Source organism: Meridianimarinicoccus roseus (genome assembly GCF_003172915.1).
In the GTDB taxonomy this organism is placed as follows: Bacteria; Pseudomonadota; Alphaproteobacteria; order Rhodobacterales; family Rhodobacteraceae; genus Meridianimarinicoccus; species Meridianimarinicoccus roseus.
Genome location: NZ_QGKU01000026.1, coordinates 56,565 through 74,839, shown reverse-complemented (window position 1 = coordinate 74,839; position 18,275 = coordinate 56,565). Strand labels below are relative to the sequence as shown.

Annotated in this window: 18 protein-coding genes; 6 read left to right on the top strand and 12 right to left on the bottom strand. The window is 65.6% G+C overall.

Annotated features, from left to right (window positions below):
* Positions 1–49 precede the first annotated feature (49 nt).
* The 3 genes from hydA to DKT77_RS06210 all read right to left on the bottom strand — a co-directional run bounded on the left by hydA (position 50) and on the right by DKT77_RS06210 (position 4,028).
* Positions 50–1,510, bottom strand: coding sequence for a dihydropyrimidinase (hydA, locus tag DKT77_RS06220; RefSeq protein WP_109810852.1), 1,461 nt, complete (start codon positions 1,508–1,510; stop codon positions 50–52).
* A gap of 101 nt (positions 1,511–1,611) precedes the next feature.
* Positions 1,612–2,472, bottom strand: a complete 861-nt coding sequence (locus tag DKT77_RS06215; RefSeq protein WP_238547719.1) for an endo alpha-1,4 polygalactosaminidase — start codon at positions 2,470–2,472, stop codon at positions 1,612–1,614.
* 305 nt (positions 2,473–2,777) lie between these two features.
* Positions 2,778–4,028 (bottom strand): Zn-dependent hydrolase, encoded by a 1,251-nt coding sequence (locus DKT77_RS06210; protein ID WP_109810850.1) that lies wholly within the window; start codon positions 4,026–4,028, stop codon positions 2,778–2,780.
* Positions 4,029–4,258: 230 nt separating this feature from the next.
* Between DKT77_RS06210 and DKT77_RS20665 the strand changes: the two genes are divergently transcribed.
* Positions 4,259–5,221: a hypothetical protein gene (locus DKT77_RS20665; RefSeq protein ID WP_146204968.1), complete on the top strand. Its 963-nt coding sequence runs from the start codon at positions 4,259–4,261 to the stop codon at positions 5,219–5,221.
* Between the two features lie 90 nt (positions 5,222–5,311).
* Here DKT77_RS20665 and aptA read toward each other — a convergent pair whose 3' ends face one another.
* Positions 5,312–6,637 (bottom strand): omega-aminotransferase AptA, encoded by a 1,326-nt coding sequence (gene aptA, locus DKT77_RS06200; RefSeq protein WP_109810848.1) that lies wholly within the window; start codon positions 6,635–6,637, stop codon positions 5,312–5,314.
* 218 nt (positions 6,638–6,855) lie between these two features.
* On the opposite strand from aptA, the gene DKT77_RS06195 reads away from it, so the two are divergent.
* Complete coding sequence (locus DKT77_RS06195; protein WP_109810847.1) at positions 6,856–7,227, top strand: hypothetical protein; 372 nt, start codon at positions 6,856–6,858, stop codon at positions 7,225–7,227.
* 58 nt (positions 7,228–7,285) lie between these two features.
* On the opposite strand, the gene preA is transcribed toward DKT77_RS06195, so the two are convergent.
* Positions 7,286–8,590 carry an NAD-dependent dihydropyrimidine dehydrogenase subunit PreA gene (gene preA, locus DKT77_RS06190; protein ID WP_109810846.1) on the bottom strand — a complete coding sequence of 435 codons (1,305 nt, stop codon included), beginning with the start codon at positions 8,588–8,590 and terminating at the stop codon, positions 7,286–7,288.
* A 34-nt stretch (positions 8,591–8,624) separates the two neighbouring features.
* The gene (locus DKT77_RS06185; RefSeq protein ID WP_109810845.1) at positions 8,625–9,980 is read right to left on the bottom strand and encodes an NAD(P)-dependent oxidoreductase; all 1,356 of its coding nucleotides are present in this window, start codon (positions 9,978–9,980) and stop codon (positions 8,625–8,627) included.
* A 240-nt stretch (positions 9,981–10,220) separates the two neighbouring features.
* On the opposite strand from DKT77_RS06185, the gene accB reads away from it, so the two are divergent.
* The 3 genes from accB to aat are packed head-to-tail and all read left to right on the top strand — an operon-like array spanning position 10,221 to position 12,738.
* Complete coding sequence (gene accB / locus DKT77_RS06180; protein WP_109810844.1) at positions 10,221–10,727, top strand: acetyl-CoA carboxylase biotin carboxyl carrier protein; 507 nt, start codon at positions 10,221–10,223, stop codon at positions 10,725–10,727.
* A gap of 8 nt (positions 10,728–10,735) precedes the next feature.
* Positions 10,736–12,082: an acetyl-CoA carboxylase biotin carboxylase subunit gene (gene accC, locus DKT77_RS06175; RefSeq protein WP_109810843.1), complete on the top strand. Its 1,347-nt coding sequence runs from the start codon at positions 10,736–10,738 to the stop codon at positions 12,080–12,082.
* Between the two features lie 14 nt (positions 12,083–12,096).
* Positions 12,097–12,738: a leucyl/phenylalanyl-tRNA--protein transferase gene (aat, locus tag DKT77_RS06170; RefSeq protein WP_109810842.1), complete on the top strand. Its 642-nt coding sequence runs from the start codon at positions 12,097–12,099 to the stop codon at positions 12,736–12,738.
* Here aat and DKT77_RS06165 read toward each other — a convergent pair.
* The 6 genes from DKT77_RS06165 to DKT77_RS06140 form a co-directional block, all read right to left on the bottom strand.
* Positions 12,702–13,085: a DUF2155 domain-containing protein gene (locus DKT77_RS06165; protein WP_238547718.1), complete on the bottom strand. Its 384-nt coding sequence runs from the start codon at positions 13,083–13,085 to the stop codon at positions 12,702–12,704. The genes aat and DKT77_RS06165 overlap by 37 nt on opposite strands.
* Positions 13,082–13,528, bottom strand: a complete 447-nt coding sequence (gene mlaD, locus DKT77_RS06160) for an outer membrane lipid asymmetry maintenance protein MlaD (protein WP_109810841.1) — start codon at positions 13,526–13,528, stop codon at positions 13,082–13,084. Before mlaD ends, DKT77_RS06165 begins: the two co-directional genes overlap by 4 nt.
* Positions 13,529–13,574: 46 nt before the next feature.
* Positions 13,575–13,949: an NADH:ubiquinone oxidoreductase subunit NDUFA12 gene (locus DKT77_RS06155; RefSeq protein ID WP_109810840.1), complete on the bottom strand. Its 375-nt coding sequence runs from the start codon at positions 13,947–13,949 to the stop codon at positions 13,575–13,577.
* Between the two features lie 91 nt (positions 13,950–14,040).
* Positions 14,041–14,637 (bottom strand): GNAT family N-acetyltransferase, encoded by a 597-nt coding sequence (locus DKT77_RS06150; RefSeq protein ID WP_109810839.1) that lies wholly within the window; start codon positions 14,635–14,637, stop codon positions 14,041–14,043.
* A gap of 73 nt (positions 14,638–14,710) precedes the next feature.
* A complete protein-coding gene (clpX, locus tag DKT77_RS06145; protein WP_109810838.1) occupies positions 14,711–15,973 on the bottom strand; it encodes an ATP-dependent Clp protease ATP-binding subunit ClpX in 1,263 nt (420 codons plus the stop codon).
* A 133-nt stretch (positions 15,974–16,106) separates the two neighbouring features.
* Positions 16,107–16,739, bottom strand: a complete 633-nt coding sequence (locus DKT77_RS06140) for an ATP-dependent Clp protease proteolytic subunit (protein WP_109810837.1) — start codon at positions 16,737–16,739, stop codon at positions 16,107–16,109.
* Positions 16,740–16,934: 195 nt separating this feature from the next.
* On the opposite strand from DKT77_RS06140, the gene DKT77_RS06135 reads away from it, so the two are divergent.
* The gene (locus DKT77_RS06135) at positions 16,935–18,182 is read left to right on the top strand and encodes an FAD-binding domain-containing protein (RefSeq protein WP_109810836.1); all 1,248 of its coding nucleotides are present in this window, start codon (positions 16,935–16,937) and stop codon (positions 18,180–18,182) included.
* Positions 18,183–18,275: the final 93 nt, after the last annotated feature.

The window sequence follows — 18,275 nt, the reverse complement described above, 5'->3', positions numbered from 1 at the left end:
CCTGCGCCATGCGCCGCATGCTGTAGAAACCGCTGCTTCACTGCCGTCATCAGATCCCCGAGGGAATGTTCATCGGGTCGCGCTCCACCTTCCGAGGCGTGTTCAGCGCTTTCCACTTGCTCAGCGCCTTGGCCGCCGACGGGAAGGCCGGGCGCGCCACGAAGCGCCCGCGACCGGGCTGCGGGCTGGAGTTCTTCCCCCAAGACCAGATCACATCCCCCCGGCTGAGCGTGTGACGCGCCTGCGCGGTTACCTCGAAGCCTTCGAAGACGTTGTAATCGATGATGGATTTCTGGCTGTTCGCGCTGATCGTTTTGCTGATCTTGGGATCCCAAACGACGATATCGGCATCCGCGCCGGGCACCAGCGCGCCCTTGGTGGGATAGATGTTCAGGATCTTTGCGATGTTGGTCGATGTCACGGCGACGAATTCTTCCGGCGTGATCCGCCCGGTTTCCACCCCGGTCGTCCAGAGAACCGCCAGACGATCCTCCAGCCCTCCGGTTCCATTCGGGATTTTCGTGAAATCGTCGATCCCCATCTTCTTCTTCTCGGTGCCGAAGGCGCAGTGGTCCGTCGCCACGACCTGAAGCGATCCGGCCGAAAGCCCGTTCCATAGCCCGTCTTGGTGCGCCTTGCTACGGAATGGCGGCGACATCACCCGCCGCGCGGCATGCTCCCAAGACTTGTTGAAATACTCGCTCTCGTCCAGCGTCAGGAACTGGATCAGCGGCTCGCCATAGACTCGGTGGCCCTTCTGCCGCGCGCGCCGGATCGCTTCATGCGCCTGCTCGCAGGAGACATGCACGATGTAGAGCGGCGTGCCCACCGCGTCGGCGATCATGATGGCGCGGTTGGCGGCCTCGCCCTCAAGCTCGGGTGGACGCGAGAAGGCGTGCCCTTCCGGCCCGGTGATCCCCTCGGCCAAGTATTTCTGCTGCAATTCCTGAATGATATCGCCATTCTCGGCATGTACCATCGGCAGCGCGCCCAGTTCCTTGCAGCGCGAGAAGGACGCGAACATCTCGTCGTCCTCGACCATCAGCGCGCCCTTGTAGGCCATGAAATGCTTGAAGGAATTGACGCCCATCTCCACGGCGGTCTTCATTTCGTCGAAGATCTGTTCGTTCCAGCCGGTGATCGCCATGTGATAGCCGATGTCGGAACAGATCTGCGGTGCGGACTTGCGGTGCCAATCGTTGATCGCGTTCGTGATGCTGCCGTCGGGGCCGGGCAGGCAGAAATCGATCAGCATGGTGGTGCCACCCGTCGCCGCTGCCCAGGTACCGCTCTCGAAGGTCTCGTCGGCAGTGGTGCCCATGAAAGGCATTTCCAGGTGGGTGTGCGGGTCGATCCCGCCGGGGATGACATAGGCGCCGTCGGCGTCGATCACCTCGTCCGCGGTCAGGTCGTAGCCGATGGCCGCGATCTTGCCGTCCTCGATCAGAATGTCCCCGGCGAACTGCCGGTCTGCGGTGACGATCGTGCCGCCCTTGATGACCTTGCTCATGACTACCCCCTGTGGAATTTCCTGTTTCCGCCATAGCATACCGCGCGGACGGGGCTGTCAATCGGGTCCGCCGTCCGGGGTGTGGATTGGCCGGGATACGGTCATTGGCATGCCCGCCCGCCGGCCGTGACCTCGTAGGATTTCAGCAGAAGATGAAAACCGTAGGCCTTGGCCTGCGCGCAATATGCGTCCCAGTCGCCGCCGTTCTCGGTGAACTCGACGGCAAGGACCGGCTTGCCCGCGCGGACATAGGGCAGCACCTCCTCGCAGAAATCGTAGTGGAAGCACTCCTCCACCAGCATCCCGTCGAACGTGTCCACAAGCTGAGGGACCAGCTCGTCCGCGTTCTTCTGCAGGATCTTCAGACCCAGCCCGTGGGTGTGCGCGGCGATCTCGCGGAAATAGACGACGGCATCCGCGCTGGTGAAAGGAAAGCCTGTGTCGTTGTCATGGGCGCCCATGTTGTCAGGCTCCACGCCGACAAAACCCATCGCGGCGCAGACGTCGATGCGCGCCTTCATCAGCGGCCAGACATGAGCGCGGTCGGCCATGTCGACATACTTTTCGTCCGGCCAGTCGCCGACCGTGGCGCCAATCACGCTGGCGGGAAAGCTTTCGGCATCGTCGCGCCAAGGCTCCCAGGTGCCGATCGAGACATAGCAGAACGGCTGCACCCCCCGCGCCTTGAGCGCGGCGACATCGGCCGCGGTGACGCCGGTAGGCTCGATGACGAGCATCTCGACGCGCACGGACAGATCGTAAGGATTGGTCAGCTGCCAGTCCCAATATGCGCCGTCGCGCCGGTTCTCCGACGCCGTAGCCGACTGGCCAAGGGCGGCAATCGCCCCGGCCACGATCAGCAGGCAGCGTATACCCGGAAGCAGTAGCCGCGCGCCCCGCCGCTCCAGCAGGGTATGACACCATTGCTGACGGCGTATCCCTGCCCTCGCGCCTGTCGCCAATAGGACCAGGCGCGATCCTGTGTCGCAAACGGCCCGACCTGATGCCAGCATTGCGCGTACTGAACCGGCTGCACGTGCGTCGGCATCGTTGTCGAGATAACTTTTGCGGTCGGCGCATCGCTGCCGACCGCCGGACCGGCCGCGGCAAGCGCCGCCGCGATTGCAAATACCATGTGTCTCATCTTCGACCCCCTCATGGTTGTGGGGGCAGAATACCATATCCGACTGCAAAATTAGGGCGGCACGCACCATTGCAACCGCCCGGCGCGCCTTACTTGACAGCCGACAAAGGCCCGCGCGAAGCGTCACTCCACGATCTCCGCCGTCTCGACGACGGCGTGAAACAGCACGTTCGCCCCGGCGGTGGCCCATTCAGGGCTGATCTCTTCGGCCTCGTTGTGGCTCAGCCCGTCCACGCAGGGGCACATCACCATCGCCGTGGGGGCAACCCGGTTGATCCAGCAGGCATCGTGCCCTGCCCCCGAAATGATGTCCATGTGCGAATATCCCAGACGTTCGGCCGCCGCACGCACCGCGGCGACGCAGCCGGGATCGAAGGTCACCGGATCGAAATGGCCCACCGGCTCGATCTCGATGCCAAGCCCGAGATCCGCCGCGATTTTGGGCACCTCGGTCTCCAGCCGCGCCTTCATGGCATCGAGCTTGGCCTGCTCGGGCGATCGGATATCGATGGTGAACACCGCCTTGCCCGGGATCACGTTGCGCGAGTTGGGATAGACATTCGCCTGCCCGATCGCTCCCACCGCGCCGGGCTGGTTTTCCATCGCGACGGTGTGCACCAATTCGGTGATCCGCGCCATCCCAAGCCCCGCGTTCACCCGCATGTCCATCGGCGTGGAGCCGGTGTGGCTTTCCTTCCCGGTCAGCGTCACCTGCAGCCACCACAGGCCCTGCCCATGCGTGACCACGCCGATCTGCCGGTCCTCCGCCTCGAGGATCGGGCCCTGTTCGATGTGCAACTCGAAGAACGCGTGCATCTTGCGCGCGCCCACCTTCTCGTCGCCCTTCCAGCCGATCCGCTCCAGTTCATCGCCGAAGCGCTTGCCGTCCGCGTCGACGCGGTCATAGGCCCAGTCCTGCGCGTGCACGCCCGCGAACACCCCCGATGCAAGCATCGCCGGCGCGTAGCGCGTGCCCTCCTCATTGGTCCAATTGGTCACCACGATGGGGTGCCGCGTGCGGATGCCCAGATCGTTCAGGCTGCGGACGATCTCCAGCCCGCCGAGCACACCGAGCACACCGTCGTACTTTCCGCCCGTGGGCTGCGTGTCGAGATGGCTTCCCACATAGACCGGCAGCGCATCCGCGTCGGTACCCTCGCGCCGGGCGAACATCGTGCCCATCTCGTCCACGCCCATCGTCATGCCCGCCGCCTCGCACCAGGACTGGAACAGCGCGCGCCCGCGGGCATCGTCGTCGGTCAGGGTCTGGCGGTTGTTGCCTCCCGCTATGCCGGGGCCGATCTTCGCCATCTCCATCAGGCTGTCCCACAGCCGCGCTGCATCGATTTTCAGGTTTTCGCCCGGGGCTGCCATGATCCGATCTTCCTTGCAAAAATCCGTCTCAGCCTGCGAGGATGGGACCGCGCAGGCATCGCCCGGCCACTGTTGCGCCGCATCGGTTCAAGTTCAAGAGAGGCGTGGCGGACGGGCCGAGAAAAAGCATGACAGCCCTGCCGCAGGGGGTAAGGTTCCGGCGCGGATACAATACAACATTCACCGATGCCGCAAACGGCGGCACGGATCATTTCAGGGAGGACCGGAATATGGATGGAAAGACGGTGGTGACAGGGGGGCTCGCGCTGGTCGTCGGGTTGCTGGTCGGGGTCGCTGTGGCCCCGAAGGGCGGCGACGTGGACCGTTTGGGCTCTGCGCTGGAAAGCCGGATGGACGACGCTTCGGGCCGCATGGGCGAGGCGATGTCCGGCCTTACGGACACGCTGGGCGCGCTCGATGCGAAGCTGGCGGACCTGTCGGACCGGGTCGCCGGACTGGAGGCCAGCGTCAGCGACGCGGCCAGCGCGGGGGCCGAGGCAACGGCGGAGCGGCTTGAACGGCTGGAGGCCCGCATCGACGAGACGGCGCAGGCGATGCAGTCGGCGATCAGCGACACGGCCGAGAACCAGATCGCCGCACTGAGCGCAGCGCTGGCGGATCTTGGCGCACCGACCGGTTCAGCCCCCGAGGCCGCCGCCCCCGAGGCCGAGACCGCCGCAGCCCCCGCCGCTGAAGAAGCGCCCGCAGCGGAAACGGCCGCCGCTGACGCAACCCCGCCGGAAGGGCTGACACCGGGCGAGACCGCGCTGCTGGCGGATGGCGCGATCCGCGTCTTCGTCTCGCGCGTGGAGACGGACGCGGCACGCCTTGCAATCAACGGATCGATGGCGCTTCTGGGCGCGGGCAATTCGCTCGCGGTGCGCGACGCGGACAGCTATTGCCGGGTGACGCTGGATGGGGTGGATCGCGGCCATGCCAGCGTAAGTGCGGCCTGCGGTGACGACCTTCCCGCGCCCGAGGGTGTGACGGCGGGTAGCGTGGCGATGCTGGGTGACGGCGCTGCCCGCGTGTTCGTCTCGCGCGTGGCCGAGGACGACAGCACCGCGCGCATCGCGGTCAATGGGCTGGACATGCAGACTGTCTCGGCGGGCGGCACCGTGTCTGCGGGCGACTGCGCCGTCCGTGTGGAGCAGATCGACCGCGGTCATGTCCGCTTCGGCTACGACTGCTGAGATACCTGCGCATGGCGGGGGCCCGCCCCTCGCCATGCCGCAACTTGCGCAGCGCCGACAGGCCCGTGCCCTGCCCGGCGCCCGTCCCGGTCAGGCCAGCTTGCGAAGGACGTCAGCGAGCGTGCCGAACAGCTGATCGATATGGGATCTTTCGATGATCAGCGGGGGCGACATGGCGATGATGTCGCCGGTGGTGCGGATCATCACGCCCTTCTCGTAGCAATCCAGGAACGCCTGGAACGCCCGCGCCGTAGGCTGCCCCTCGATCGGTTGCAACTCCACCGCGCCGATCAGTCCGAGATTGCGGATGTCGATCACATGTGGCAACCCGCGCAGGCTGTGCAGCCCCTCTTCCCAGTAGGGGGCGATCTCGGCCGCGCGTTCGAACAGCCCCTCTTCCCGGTAGGTTTCCAGCGTGGCCAGGCCCGTCGCGGCAGCGATCGGGTTGCCCGAATAGGTGTAGCCGTGGAACAGCTCGATCAGGTGTTCGGGGCCGTGCATGAACGCATCGTGCACCTCGGAAGACGTCAGCACCGCGCCCATCGGGATCGTGCCGTTGGTCAGGCCCTTCGCGGTGCACATCAGGTCGGGCTGCACGCCGAAGAAATCCGCACCGAACGCCGCGCCGAGCCGCCCGAAGCCGGTGATCACCTCGTCGAAGATCAGAAGAATACCGTGCTTGCGCGTGATCTCGCGCAGCTTCTGCAAATAGCCCTTGGGCGGCAACAGCACGCCGGTCGAGCCCGCGACCGGTTCCACGATCACGGCGGCAATGGTTTCCGGCCCGTGCAGCGCCACGATGCGTTCCAGATCGTCGGCAAGATGCGCGCCGTGTTCGGGCTGTCCGCGCGTGTAGGCATTCTCGGGCAGGTGGGTGTGCGGTAGATGATCGACACCAGCCAGCAGCGCGCCGAAATGACGGCGATTGTTGACGATTCCGCCGACCGAGATGCCGCCGAAATTCACGCCATGATAGCCCCGCTCGCGCCCGATCAGGCGGGTGCGGGTGCCCTGCCCCTTCGCCCGCTGGTAAGCGATGGCGATCTTAAGGGCGGTTTCCACCGATTCCGACCCGGAATTGGTGAAGAAAACGTGCTCCATCCCGTCGGGCGCCATGTCACGCAGGCGCGCGGCCAGTTCGAATGCCTTGGGATGGCCCATCTGGAAGGCCGGCGCATAGTCCATCTCGTCGGCCTGCGCCTTGATCGCCTCGACGATGCGGGGGCGCTTATGCCCGGCGTTGCAGCACCACAGCCCGGCCGTGCCGTCCAGCACCTGCCGCCCATCGGCGGTGGTGTAGTACATCCCGTCCGCGGCCACGAGCATGCGCGGCGTATCCTTGAACTGGCGGTTGGCGGTGAAGGGCATCCAGAACGCGGAAAGATCGTTCGGGGTGGAAGGATGGTCAAGGGACATGGGGCACCGCGGTTTTCCTGAGGGTCAGCGCGATGCTATCAGCGCCCGAAGGGCAGTCAAGCAGGACCGAGCGACGGGGATGCCGCGCATGGCGGCGCCCGACCCGAACGATGACAAGTCCCCTTCAATTTTAACCTTCCTTTCCGGAATTCCACACAAGCGGCCCGGCCTGCGCTATTCTCCTAAAAGTTGATACAAGACTGAGTGGAGTTTTTCCGATGCACATCGCCGCCAACGCCCCCGCCGCAACCGCCAGCGCCTTTGCCGCGGTCGCTCGCGCCCGCGTGGCGTATGGCGCCCAGCCGGTTCAAGCGGCCCAGCCGGTGCCTTCCGTGCCCGCGCGGGCCGAGGCCGCCGAAGCCCCGCAGGCGTTTGTCGCGCCCGGCTCCATCCAGACCCAGGTTATCGTGCAGGCGAACGCCACCGCACGCGTGCAGGCCGCGACCTATGACAGCCGCGTCGTCGGCGCGTCCGAAAACGTGCGGTCGTTCGACCGGATCGCGTTGGTGGAAAAGGGCTTCGACCACATGCGCCAGATGTTCGAGATGGCCAACGCCAAGGACCACGGCGCGCTGAACAAGACCGTCTGACCCCGCAGGCACGCAGTAGCGCGCGCGGCCCGACGGACCGCGCTGATTGATCTTGAGCCTATTCCGCGGCCTTTACGGCGCCCGGGTTGTTCGGGTGTGTCGTCCAGTTGGCATAGTTCGGATCGACGGGCCGACCCGTCCGCTTGTCGATCTCGCCCGCCGCAAGCGGTTCCATCGTGATGCAGCCCTCGACCGGGCAGACGTTCACGCACAAGTTGCAGGCTACGCACTCTTCGTCGATCACCTCGAACACGCGGTCGGGCGACATGGAAATAGCCTGATGGCTGGTGTCCTCGCAGGCCGCGAAGCAGCGTCCGCACTTTATGCAGCTGTCCTGATCGATCCGCGCCTTGGCGACGTAGTTCAGGTTCAGATACTGCCAGTCGGTCACGTTTGGCACCGCGCGGCCCGACACTTCGGCGACCGAGGTATAGCCCTTTTCGTCCATCCATTCCGACAGGCCGCTGATCATCTCCTGCACGACCTTGAAACCGTATGTCATGGCCGCAGTGCAGACCTGCACGTTTCCCGCACCCAGCGCCAGGAACTCGGCCGCGTCGCGCCATGTGGTCACGCCGCCGATGCCGCTGATCGGCAGACCCGCCGTTTCGGCGTCACGTGCGATCTCCGCCACCATGTTCAGTGCGATGGGTTTCACCGCCGGCCCGCAATAGCCGCCGTGGCTGCCCTTGCCGTCGATCATCGGCTCCGGGCTCATGGTGTCGAGGTTGACGCTGGTGATGGACGAAACGGTGTTGATCAGGCTGACCGCATCGGCCCCGCCCGCCTTGGCCGCCCGTGCGGGATAGCGGATGTCGGTGATGTTCGGCGTCAGCTTTACGATCACGGGCATCCTTGTGTGCTGCTTGCACCAGCGCGCGACCATCTCGATGTATTCAGGCACCTGCCCGACGGCGCTGCCCATGCCGCGCTCGCTCATGCCGTGGGGGCAGCCGAAATTCAGCTCGATCCCGTCGGCGCCGGTGTCCTCCACCAGCGGCAGGATCGTCTTCCAGGCATCCTCCTCGCAAGGGACCATAAGCGACACGACCATCGCCCGGTCGGGGTAGTCGCGTTTGACCGCCTTGATCTCGCGCAGGTTCACGTCCAGCGGTCGGTCGGTGATCAACTCGATGTTGTTCAGGCCCAGCAACCGCCGGTCCGCGCCCCAGACCGCGCCATACCGCGGCCCGTTCACGTTGACGATGTGCGGATCCAGTCCCAGCGTCTTCCAGACCACGCCGCCCCACCCCGCTTCGAAGGCCCGGCGCACGTTGTATTCCTTGTCGGTCGGCGGCGCGGACGCCAGCCAGAACGGGTTGGGCGATTTGATCCCGACGAAATCGGTTGCCAGGTTTGCCATGTCAGTACTCCCTGTCGCGGCGATGCGCGCTATTCTATTGCGCAGCGACGGTGGCCGCGCCCATCAGCGTGGCGTGAATGTCCTCGGCCGCGTCGCGGCCCTCCTTGACGGCGGTCACGGTCAGATCGTCCCCGCCGATGGCGCAGTCCCCACCGGCCCAGACACCGGCAAGGCTGGTGCGCCCCGGCCCGGTCACGGCGATTTTGGCCCCGTCCAGATCCAGCCCGCCGGGCGCGGCTTCAAGCTTCTGGCCGATCGCCTTGAAGACCTGATCGGCGGGCACGACGAAACTCTCGCCCGCTGTGGTCAGACCCTGTTTGCCCTCGGCGGTATATGCGAATTCGACGCCGGTCACCGCCCCGTCGCCAAGGATGCGCACTGGGGCGGCCCCGGTGATGATCTGCACGCCCTTGGATACCGCGTGAAGCTGTTCATGCGCCGAGGCGCCCATGCGCTCGCGGGTGCGCCGGTAGACCATCGTCACATGCTCGGCTCCGAGCAGCTTGGCCTGCACCGCCGCGTCGACCGCGGTCATGCCGCCGCCGATCACGACAACGCGCCGCCCGACGGCGATCCTGCGCTTGTCGGTGGCCTGACGCAGGTCGGCGATGAAATCCACAGCGTCGTGCACGTGGTCATGCGCCTCGCCTTCGGCGCGCAGGGCGTTCACGCCGGCCAGCCCGATCCCGAGAAACACCGCGTCATGATCCTCGCGCAGTTCGGCCAGTGCCAGCTCGCGCCCCAGCCGGACACCCGTCTTGACCGTTATGCCGCCGATGCGCAGAAGCCATTCGACTTCGGCCTGGGCGAAGCCGCCCGGCGTCTTGTAGGTGGCGATGCCGTATTCGTTCAGCCCGCCCGGTTTGTCGCGCCCGTCCATCACCACGACATCGTGGCCGTGCATCGCCAGTCGGTGCGCGCAGGCCAGACCGGCCGGCCCCGCCCCGACCACGGCGATCACCCGCCCAGTCGCGGGCGCCCTGCGGAACGGATGCGCGTCCTTTGCCATCACGGTGTCGGTCGCAAAGCGCTGAAGCTGGCCGATCTTGACCGGCTTGCCTTCGGCGGCTTCGCGCACACAGGCCCCTTCGCACAGCGTTTCGGTGGGACAGACCCGCGCGCACATCCCGCCCAGGATGTTCTGGTCGAAGATCGTGCGCCCGGCGGCCTGCGGCATCCCGGTCTGGATCTGGCGGATGAAAAGCGGAATGTCGATTTCCGTCGGACAGGCAGCGATGCAGGGTGCGTCGTGGCAGAAATAGCAGCGGTCTGCCGCCACAAGCGCTTCGTGCTCGTCGAGCGGCGGATAAGCATCGCCGAAATTGCGGTCGTATTCCTCGGGGCTCAGCCGCCCGGCAACGACGCCCGGTGTCAAAGGTGTGTTCGACATGTCTTTACTCCCGGTCGTGGACGCCGCCCTGTTTCCGCGTGTTTTTTTCGCACCCGGCGCCCGAAAGGTCAGCGTTGCCAGCAATCGGCCAAAAATCAAGCGTGAAGATGCGCGTTTGTGATCGCCCGTCGCGGCAGTTTCTTGGCCTGCATCGCTTTTCACCGTTTTGCAAAGGGTGTAAGAGCCTGCAATGGTGCTGCGGCAGACCGGCACGGACCCTTGAGGCTGAGCGAGGACACGATGACACAGACTTCCCACGGCGATGATGTCGCATTCATTCGCGCTTTGGCGGAGCTGCTGCGGGACAACGACCTGACGGAGCTTGAGGTCAAGCGCGACTACGGCGAGGACAGCAAGCTGAACGTGCGCGTGACGCGGACGCCTCCGGCGGTGGTTCAGGCGCCCGCGGTCTCCGCCCCCGTTCCTGCGGTGGCCCCTGCCGCTGCGCCGCAGGCGGCCTCTGCGTCCGGTGGCGGCGATGCCGCGCCTGCCGCCGAAGATCCGTCCAGCCACCCCGGCGTCGTCCCCTCGCCGATGGTCGGCACCGTATATCTTCAGCCCGAGCCCGGCACCGACCCTTTCGTGCGCGTGGGCAGCAAGGTGTCCAAGGGCCAGACCATCCTGATCGTCGAGGCGATGAAGACCATGAACCAGATTGCGGCGCCCCATGACGGAACCGTGACCCGCGTTCTGGTCGAGGACGGCAGCCCGGTGGAATACGGCGCCCCCCTTGTGATCATCGAGTGACGGACGCCATGTTCAACAAGATCCTGATCGCCAATCGCGGCGAGATCGCGTTGCGGGTGATCCGCGCCTGCCGCGAGATGGGCATTTCCACCGTCGCTGTCCATTCCACCGCCGATGCCGACGCAATGCATGTGCGCATGGCAGACGAGGCCGTGTGCATCGGGCCGCCGCCCGCCTCGCAAAGCTACCTGCTGGTGCCCGCCATCATTTCGGCCTGTGAGATCACTGGAGCCGAGGCGGTACATCCGGGCTATGGCTTTTTGTCCGAGAACGCGAATTTTGTGCAGGTGGTCGCCGATCACGGCATCACCTTCATCGGCCCCACGGCCGAACATATCCGCATCATGGGCGACAAAATTACCGCCAAGGACACGATGAAGGCGCTCGGCGTTCCATGCGTGCCGGGGTCCGACGGCGGCGTTCCGGATCTGGCCGACGCGCGCCGCATTGCGGGCGAGATCGGTTACCCGGTCATCGTGAAGGCCACGGCGGGCGGGGGCGGGCGCGGCATGAAGCTGGCCCGCACGGCCGAGCAGTTGGACGAGGCGTTCCAGACCGCGCGGTCCGAAGCCAAGGCCGCCTTCGGGAACGACGAAGTCTATATCGAGAAGTATCTCGACACGCCGCGCCACATCGAGGTTCAGGTTTTCGGTGACGGCAAGGGAAATGCCGTACACCTTGGGGAGCGGGACTGTTCGCTCCAGCGACGCCACCAGAAGGTGTTCGAGGAAGCCCCCGGACCCGCCATCACGCCCGAGATGCGGGCGCAGATCGGCAAGACTTGTGCCGAGGCGGTCGCAAACATCAACTACGCCGGCGCGGGCACGATCGAGTTTCTCTACGAGAACGGCGAATTCTTCTTCATCGAGATGAACACCCGACTGCAGGTTGAACACCCGGTGACTGAAGCCATCTATGGCGTGGACCTGGTGCGCGAACAGATCCGCGTCGCGGCAGGCCAGCCGCTGTCCTTCGGGCAAGACGATCTGCGGATCAACGGGCACGCGATCGAGGTGCGCATCAATGCCGAACGGCTGCCGAACTTCAACCCCTGCCCCGGCACGATCACGGCCTACCACGCCCCCGGCGGGCTGGGTGTGCGGATGGACAGCGCGCTGTACAACGGTTACCGGATCCCGCCCTACTACGACAGCCTGATCGGCAAGCTGATCGTGCATGGCCGCGACCGGCCGGAGGCGCTGGCGCGCCTGAACCGCGCACTCGGCGAACTGATCGTGGACGGCATCGACACAACGGTGCCGCTGTTCCGCGAACTGCTGTCCGAACCGGACATCCAGCGCGGCGATTACACGATCCACTGGCTGGAGCAGTGGCTGGAAAAGGCGCTCGGCTGACAGCGGCCCGCGGGATGGAGCGTGGCGATCTGACCCCTGATCTGCTGCTGCAGGCCTATGCCATGGGGGTTTTTCCCATGGCCGAATCCCGCGGTGATCCGAACGTATTCTGGGTGGACCCGCGCCGCCGGGGCATCCTGCCGCTGGACGGATTCCGGATTTCCCGTTCGCTTGCGCGGCGCATTCGCAAGGGCGGGCTCGAGGTCGGCATCGACCGCGACTTTGCCGCCACGGTTGAAGGCTGCGCCGACCGACCAGAAACCTGGATCAACGACACGATTTTCGGCCTGTATCTCGATCTGCACACGCGGGGCATTGCCCATTCGGTAGAACTGTGGCGCGACGGGCGGTTGGTGGGAGGGGTCTACGGCGTGACGCTGGGCGCGGCCTTCTTCGGCGAAAGCATGTTCTCACGCGAGACGGACGCCTCGAAGATCGCGCTGGCCTTCCTGGTTGACCGGCTACGTCAGGGCGGGTTCACTCTGTTCGACACGCAGTTCATCACGCCGCACCTTCGCAGCCTCGGCGGGCAGGAGGTTCAGCGCGCCGCCTATCACCGTCTGCTTGCCGACGCCCTGCCCCGCACGGCGGATTTCACCGCGCCGGACACGCCCGACGTTCAGGCCCTGTTGCAGCGCAATACCCACACATCGTAGCGGGTGTGGTCCAGCGCATTCAGCGCGGGTGAGGACGCGACCATCCAACCCTCGAACACGTCTGTTCCGGCGACGATGTCGCGGATTATTAGATAGGCGAACGCGTCCCCCGTGGGGTTGTCCACTGGGTAGCGGCATTCCACGACTCTGATCGAAAGGCGGCTGGCATAGTCCGCCGTCCCGCCTACGGGAACGTCCAGATCGGTCAGGTAGCCCGACAGCCGGTCAAGCGCGCGCAGCTTGGCGCCATTGCCCTGTGCGACCGCTTCCTGCGCACCGGGCGCAGCTGCGCAGAGCACGGCACCGAACCACGCCGCAGCGGCCAGCACCGTTGCCCGTTTGGTCAATCGCTTCCGCTCCCGACGAATTTCGACAGTAGCTCGATCAGGCTGACCGATCCCTGGGTGTTGCTGACGGTGTCACCGGGTTCGAAGTTGAAGGGCGAGCCACCGGGCTGCACCTCAACGAAGTTGCCACCCAGCAGCCCCTCGGACGCGATGACGATGGAGCTGTCATCCGGAAGATCGACACCGTCGCGAATCGTCAGAACGGCATCGGCGCGGAAGGTTTCCGAATTCAGGTTCATCGCCGTGACCGTGCCGACCTTCACGCCGGCCAGTTGCACGTCGGTGCCCACGCCGATCCCCTGCGCCGAGCGGAAGCTGGCGGTCAGGGTGTACCCCGCGTTTGACTGCATCGCCCCGACGCTCGACGTGGCATAGATCAGAAATCCTACGGCGACCGCCAGCACGGCGGCCCCCACGACAAGCTCTGCACGGTTTTCGGCCATGACGGCTCCTTGCGTGTTGACGACGGCAGGCGGTCCCGACGCGCGGTTATTCGGGCGTCCACGCCTCGTAGTCCGTCCGTGTGTCCGGCACCGGGCGCCGGATCGATCCCGGCGGTGCATAGGCGAGCGGTGTGCCGGTCAGGTTTTCCTGGTGCGGCTTTTCCCAGGACTTGTGCTTGATCGGTTGCTTGCTCGGCGGCTCGTCCCAGGTGTGGTGCAGCCAGCCATGCCAGTCTGGGCTGACCCGGCTCGCTTCGGATTCGCCGTTGAAGATCACCCAGCGGCGCTTGGCGTCACGGGTTTCGTAAAACACGTTGCCCTGATCGTCTTCGCCCACCTTCACACCGTTCTTGCGGGTGAACCACTGGGTCCCGAGGGTTTGACCATTCCACCAGGTCACGGCGCGGACAAGCATATTCATCGCAGGCTCCCGATCATTGCTGCCTCCCGTATCCCGCATTCGCGCCCAAAGGTCCAGCGGTCCGGCTTCGCCAAATGCCGCAGGCGGCGCGTCAGACGATCACGGGCACGTGCGGCGCTGCGGTGCGAGGCAGAACGCCCGTCAGGCGAGGGTCCGGCGCGATCTCGACCTCACGGCGGGTGACGGAAAACCCGCTGCGGCGGTAAAAATCCAGCGCTGCAGGATGGTCGAACGTGCAAGTGTGCACGCGCAGCGCCGTGATGGGGCGCGCCCATGCTGCCGCAAGCGCCGTGTTCATCATCAGACGTCCCGCGCCAGTGCCAAGCGCGCCTGGGGCAACACCGAGGAAGGCAAGTTCGCACAGGCCGGGCTGGCGAAAATCCAGTTCGAAGAAACCGTCCTCACGGCCCTTGCGGCGCAGCACATGAACCGCGACGCCGGGATCGGTCAGGATCGCGGACAGCTTGGCTTCGTCCATCGCAAGGCGGGAGAACCACAGCCAGTCCTGCCCGCCCACCCGGTCAAAAAGTGCGCGATACCAGCCCGTTTCAGGGTTGGCTACAGGAACGACTTCTGCCCCGACCAACGGGGGCGCCGGGCGCGGGGCGGGCCGTGCCGTCATTTCCAGATGGGTCACTACGGCCGCAACCATACCGGCCGGAACGTCGTGAAAACCGGGGGCAAGCATCGGGACACCTGTGAACTGAGCAAGCCTGGATCAGCGCGCGGTATTCACGCCGCCCCTGCCCGCGCGGGACCGGTCAGCTTGCGCTGACAGGCTCCCCCTTGCGATCGGCGTAGATCAGAAGCGGTTGCGCGTCCGAAGTCACGGCCTCTTCGTTGACGACAACCTCCTCGACGCCTTCCGAAGTCGGCAGGTCGAACATCGTATCGAGCAGGATGTCCTCCATGATCGACCGCAGGCCGCGTGCGCCGGTCTTGCGCGCAATGGCCCGCTTGGCGATGGCCAGCAGTGCGTCATCCGTGAAGGACAGTTGCGTGTCCTCAAGGTCGAACAGGCGCTGGTACTGCTTCACTAGCGCGTTCTTCGGCTGCGTAAGAATCGTGACGAGCGCGTCTTCGTCCAGATCCTCAAGCGTGGCGATCACGGGCAAACGGCCGACGAATTCCGGGATCAGGCCGAATTTCAGCAGATCCTCGGGTTCGAGTTCGGTCAGCAATTCACCAATGCCGCGCGTGCTGTCGTCCTTGACCTCGGCACCGAAGCCGATGGCCGACCCCTTGCCGCGCCGCGCGATGATCTTGTCCAGCCCCGCGAAGGCGCCGCCGCAGATGAACAGGATGTTCGTCGTGTCGACCTGAAGGAATTCCTGCTGCGGATGCTTGCGGCCACCCTGCGGCGGCACCGATGCGACGGTGCCTTCCATGATCTTCAACAGCGCCTGCTGGACCCCTTCGCCGGACACGTCGCGCGTGATGGACGGGTTGTCCGACTTGCGCGTGATCTTGTCGACCTCGTCGATATATACGATGCCGCGTTGCGCGCGCTCCACGTTGTACTCGCTCGCCTGCAGCAGTTTGAGGATGATATTCTCCACATCCTCGCCAACATAACCCGCTTCGGTCAGCGTGGTCGCGTCCGCCATCGTGAACGGAACGTCGAGAATACGCGCCAGCGTTTGCGCCAGCAGCGTCTTGCCGCAGCCTGTCGGGCCGATCAGCAGGATGTTCGACTTCGCCAGTTCCACCTCGGTCTTGCCGGCGTGGTTCAGCCGCTTGTAGTGATTGTGCACCGCAACCGAAAGTACCCGCTTGGCGTGCGCCTGCCCGATCACATAGTCGTCCAGCACGTTGCAGATTTCCTTGGGCGTCGGCACGCCTTCGGACGATTTCAGCCCGGTCGACTTCGTCTCCTCGCGGATGATGTCCATGCATAGCTCGACGCATTCGTCGCAGATGAACACCGTCGGCCCGGCGATGAGTTTGCGCACTTCGTGCTGGCTCTTGCCGCAGAAGCTGCAGTAAAGCGTATTCTTGCCGTCACCGCTCGTGTTGTTTGCCATCCGTACCTCCGGGGCCGACCGACCGTCCTGACCGTCTTTCATGTATCACATGAACCTAGGTCAGCACGGGAACGGCCACAATGTCAAATATCCGCCCCGCGACCAGTGGTCAGGGGGCGCGGCCCGACCGCGGTCAGGCGCCTTTCTGCTCCTCCGGGGCGCGGTTCGCGACGATCTCGTCGATCAGGCCCCAGTCCTTCGCATCCTCGGGCGACATGAAGCGGTCCCGCTCCAGAGCCGCTTCCACCGCGTCCAGCGTCTGGCCGGTGTGGTGGACGTAGATCTCGTTCAGGCGACGCTTCAGTTTCAGCGTCTCCTCGGCGTGGATCATGATATCCGTCGCCTGCCCTTGGAAGCCGCCCGAGGGCTGGTGCACCATGACGCGGCTGTTGGGCAGGGAGTACCGCATCCCCGGCGCGCCGGCGGCCAGCAGCAGCGAGCCCATCGACGCCGCCTGGCCGATCACCAGTGTCGACACTTTGGGGCGGATATACTGCATGGTGTCGTAGATCGACAGCCCGCTCGTCACCACGCCGCCGGGGCTGTTAATGTACATGGAGATTTCCTTGGAAGGATTCTCCGCCTCGAGGTGCAGAAGCTGCGCCACGATGAGCGAGGACATCCCATCATGCACCGGGCCGGACACGAAGATGATCCGCTCCTTCAGCAGCCGCGAGAAGATGTCGTAGGCACGTTCCCCGCGCGAGGTCTGCTCCACCACCATGGGGACCAGCGTGTTCATGTAGGTCTCGATCGGGTCGGTCATGTCCTGCTGCCTTTTGCTCTCGGGTGCCCTGCACCGCTGTCTGACCCCAGAGTCTTAGTCGCGGCCTTGGGGGGCTGCAAGGGCGGCTTTGTGAAGGAAGGATAACCGGCCGGGGTGCCGCCGCGTGACGCCGGACTTGATGCGGCCCGGCGGCGGATTAGCTCGCTGCCAACCCTAGATGGAAAGTCGCCAGCAATGACCGATGCCCTACCCCTCACCTTCCCGCCCGACCGGCGTGCCGCGCTAGACCGGCTGGCCGAGTTCGTGCCGCGTGCGGGGCGCGATTATGCCGCGCGGCGCAACTACGACCTGCCGCAACAGGGACATGCCGGAGTGTCTCGCCTGTCGCCCTACATACGCCACCGGATGTTAAGCGAGACCGAGGTGCTTCAGGCAGTGCTGGGACGGTTCTCGCCCGCGACGGCCGAGAAGTTCGTGCAGGAGGTGTACTGGCGCAGCTACTGGAAGGGTTGGCTGGAACTGCGCCCCGGTGTGTGGGACCAGTACCGGCAGGGTGTGCGCTCGGGACAGGACCGGCTGGCGACCGAGGCCGGACTACGCGCGGACTGGGAAGCGGCTTGTCGCGGCGAGACCGGGATCGACTGCTTCGATGCCTGGGCGCGGGAACTGACGGCGACGGGCTACCTGCACAATCACGCGCGGATGTGGTTCGCTTCGATCTGGATCTTCACGCTGCGCCTGCCGTGGGAGCTTGGCGCGGACCTGTTCCTGCGCCAGTTGCTGGACGGCGATCCGGCATCCAACACGCTGGGCTGGCGATGGGTGGCTGGGATCCAGACGCCAGGCAAGACCTACGTTGCGCGGGCCGACAACATCGCCCGTTACACCGAGGGGCGGTTCGACCCGCGCGGGCAACTGGCAGGCCGGGCAGATCCAGTGGACAGCCCGCCCGTGCCCGCGCGCGGGCCTGCACCGACGGGCGACACGCCGGATCCCGAGCGGCGGACGGGCTGGCTGCTGACCGAGGAAGATCAGCTTGCGGGCTTCCCGTTTCTGCCGGGCGCAGAGCCGCCCGCGCCGGTATGCGTTCTGAACTGCACTGGTCGGCGCAGCCCTCTGGAGACGTCACCACCCGTCACAGCCTTCGCGGCTGGGGCGTTGGAGGACACACTTGATCGGCACGCGGCGCGCTTAGGCCCGGCGCAGCACGTCGCGGCGCGGACCGGGTGGGTCGAACAGGTGGTCGACTGGGCGCGCGATGGCGGCGTAGGGCAATTGGTGACGCCCTATGCGCCCGTGGGCCCGGCAGCGGACGCGATGAAGGAACTGGCCCCGGCGCTTGATGCCGCGGGCGTGCCGTTTGTGCGCGTCTTGCGGCCCCATGACGCCGCATGCTGGCCGCACGCGACACACGGGTTCTTCCGGTTCAAGGAAAAGATCCCAGGTTTTCTTGCGGCACTGAAGGGCCTGCGCGCCGCCTGACCCGTGCCCGGCCGCGAAAGGGGTCGGGACTGCCGTCCGTTTTCGTTCCGGCTGCGCCCCAGCTTCATCCCGTTGGGTCCGGTCCGGCCGTCA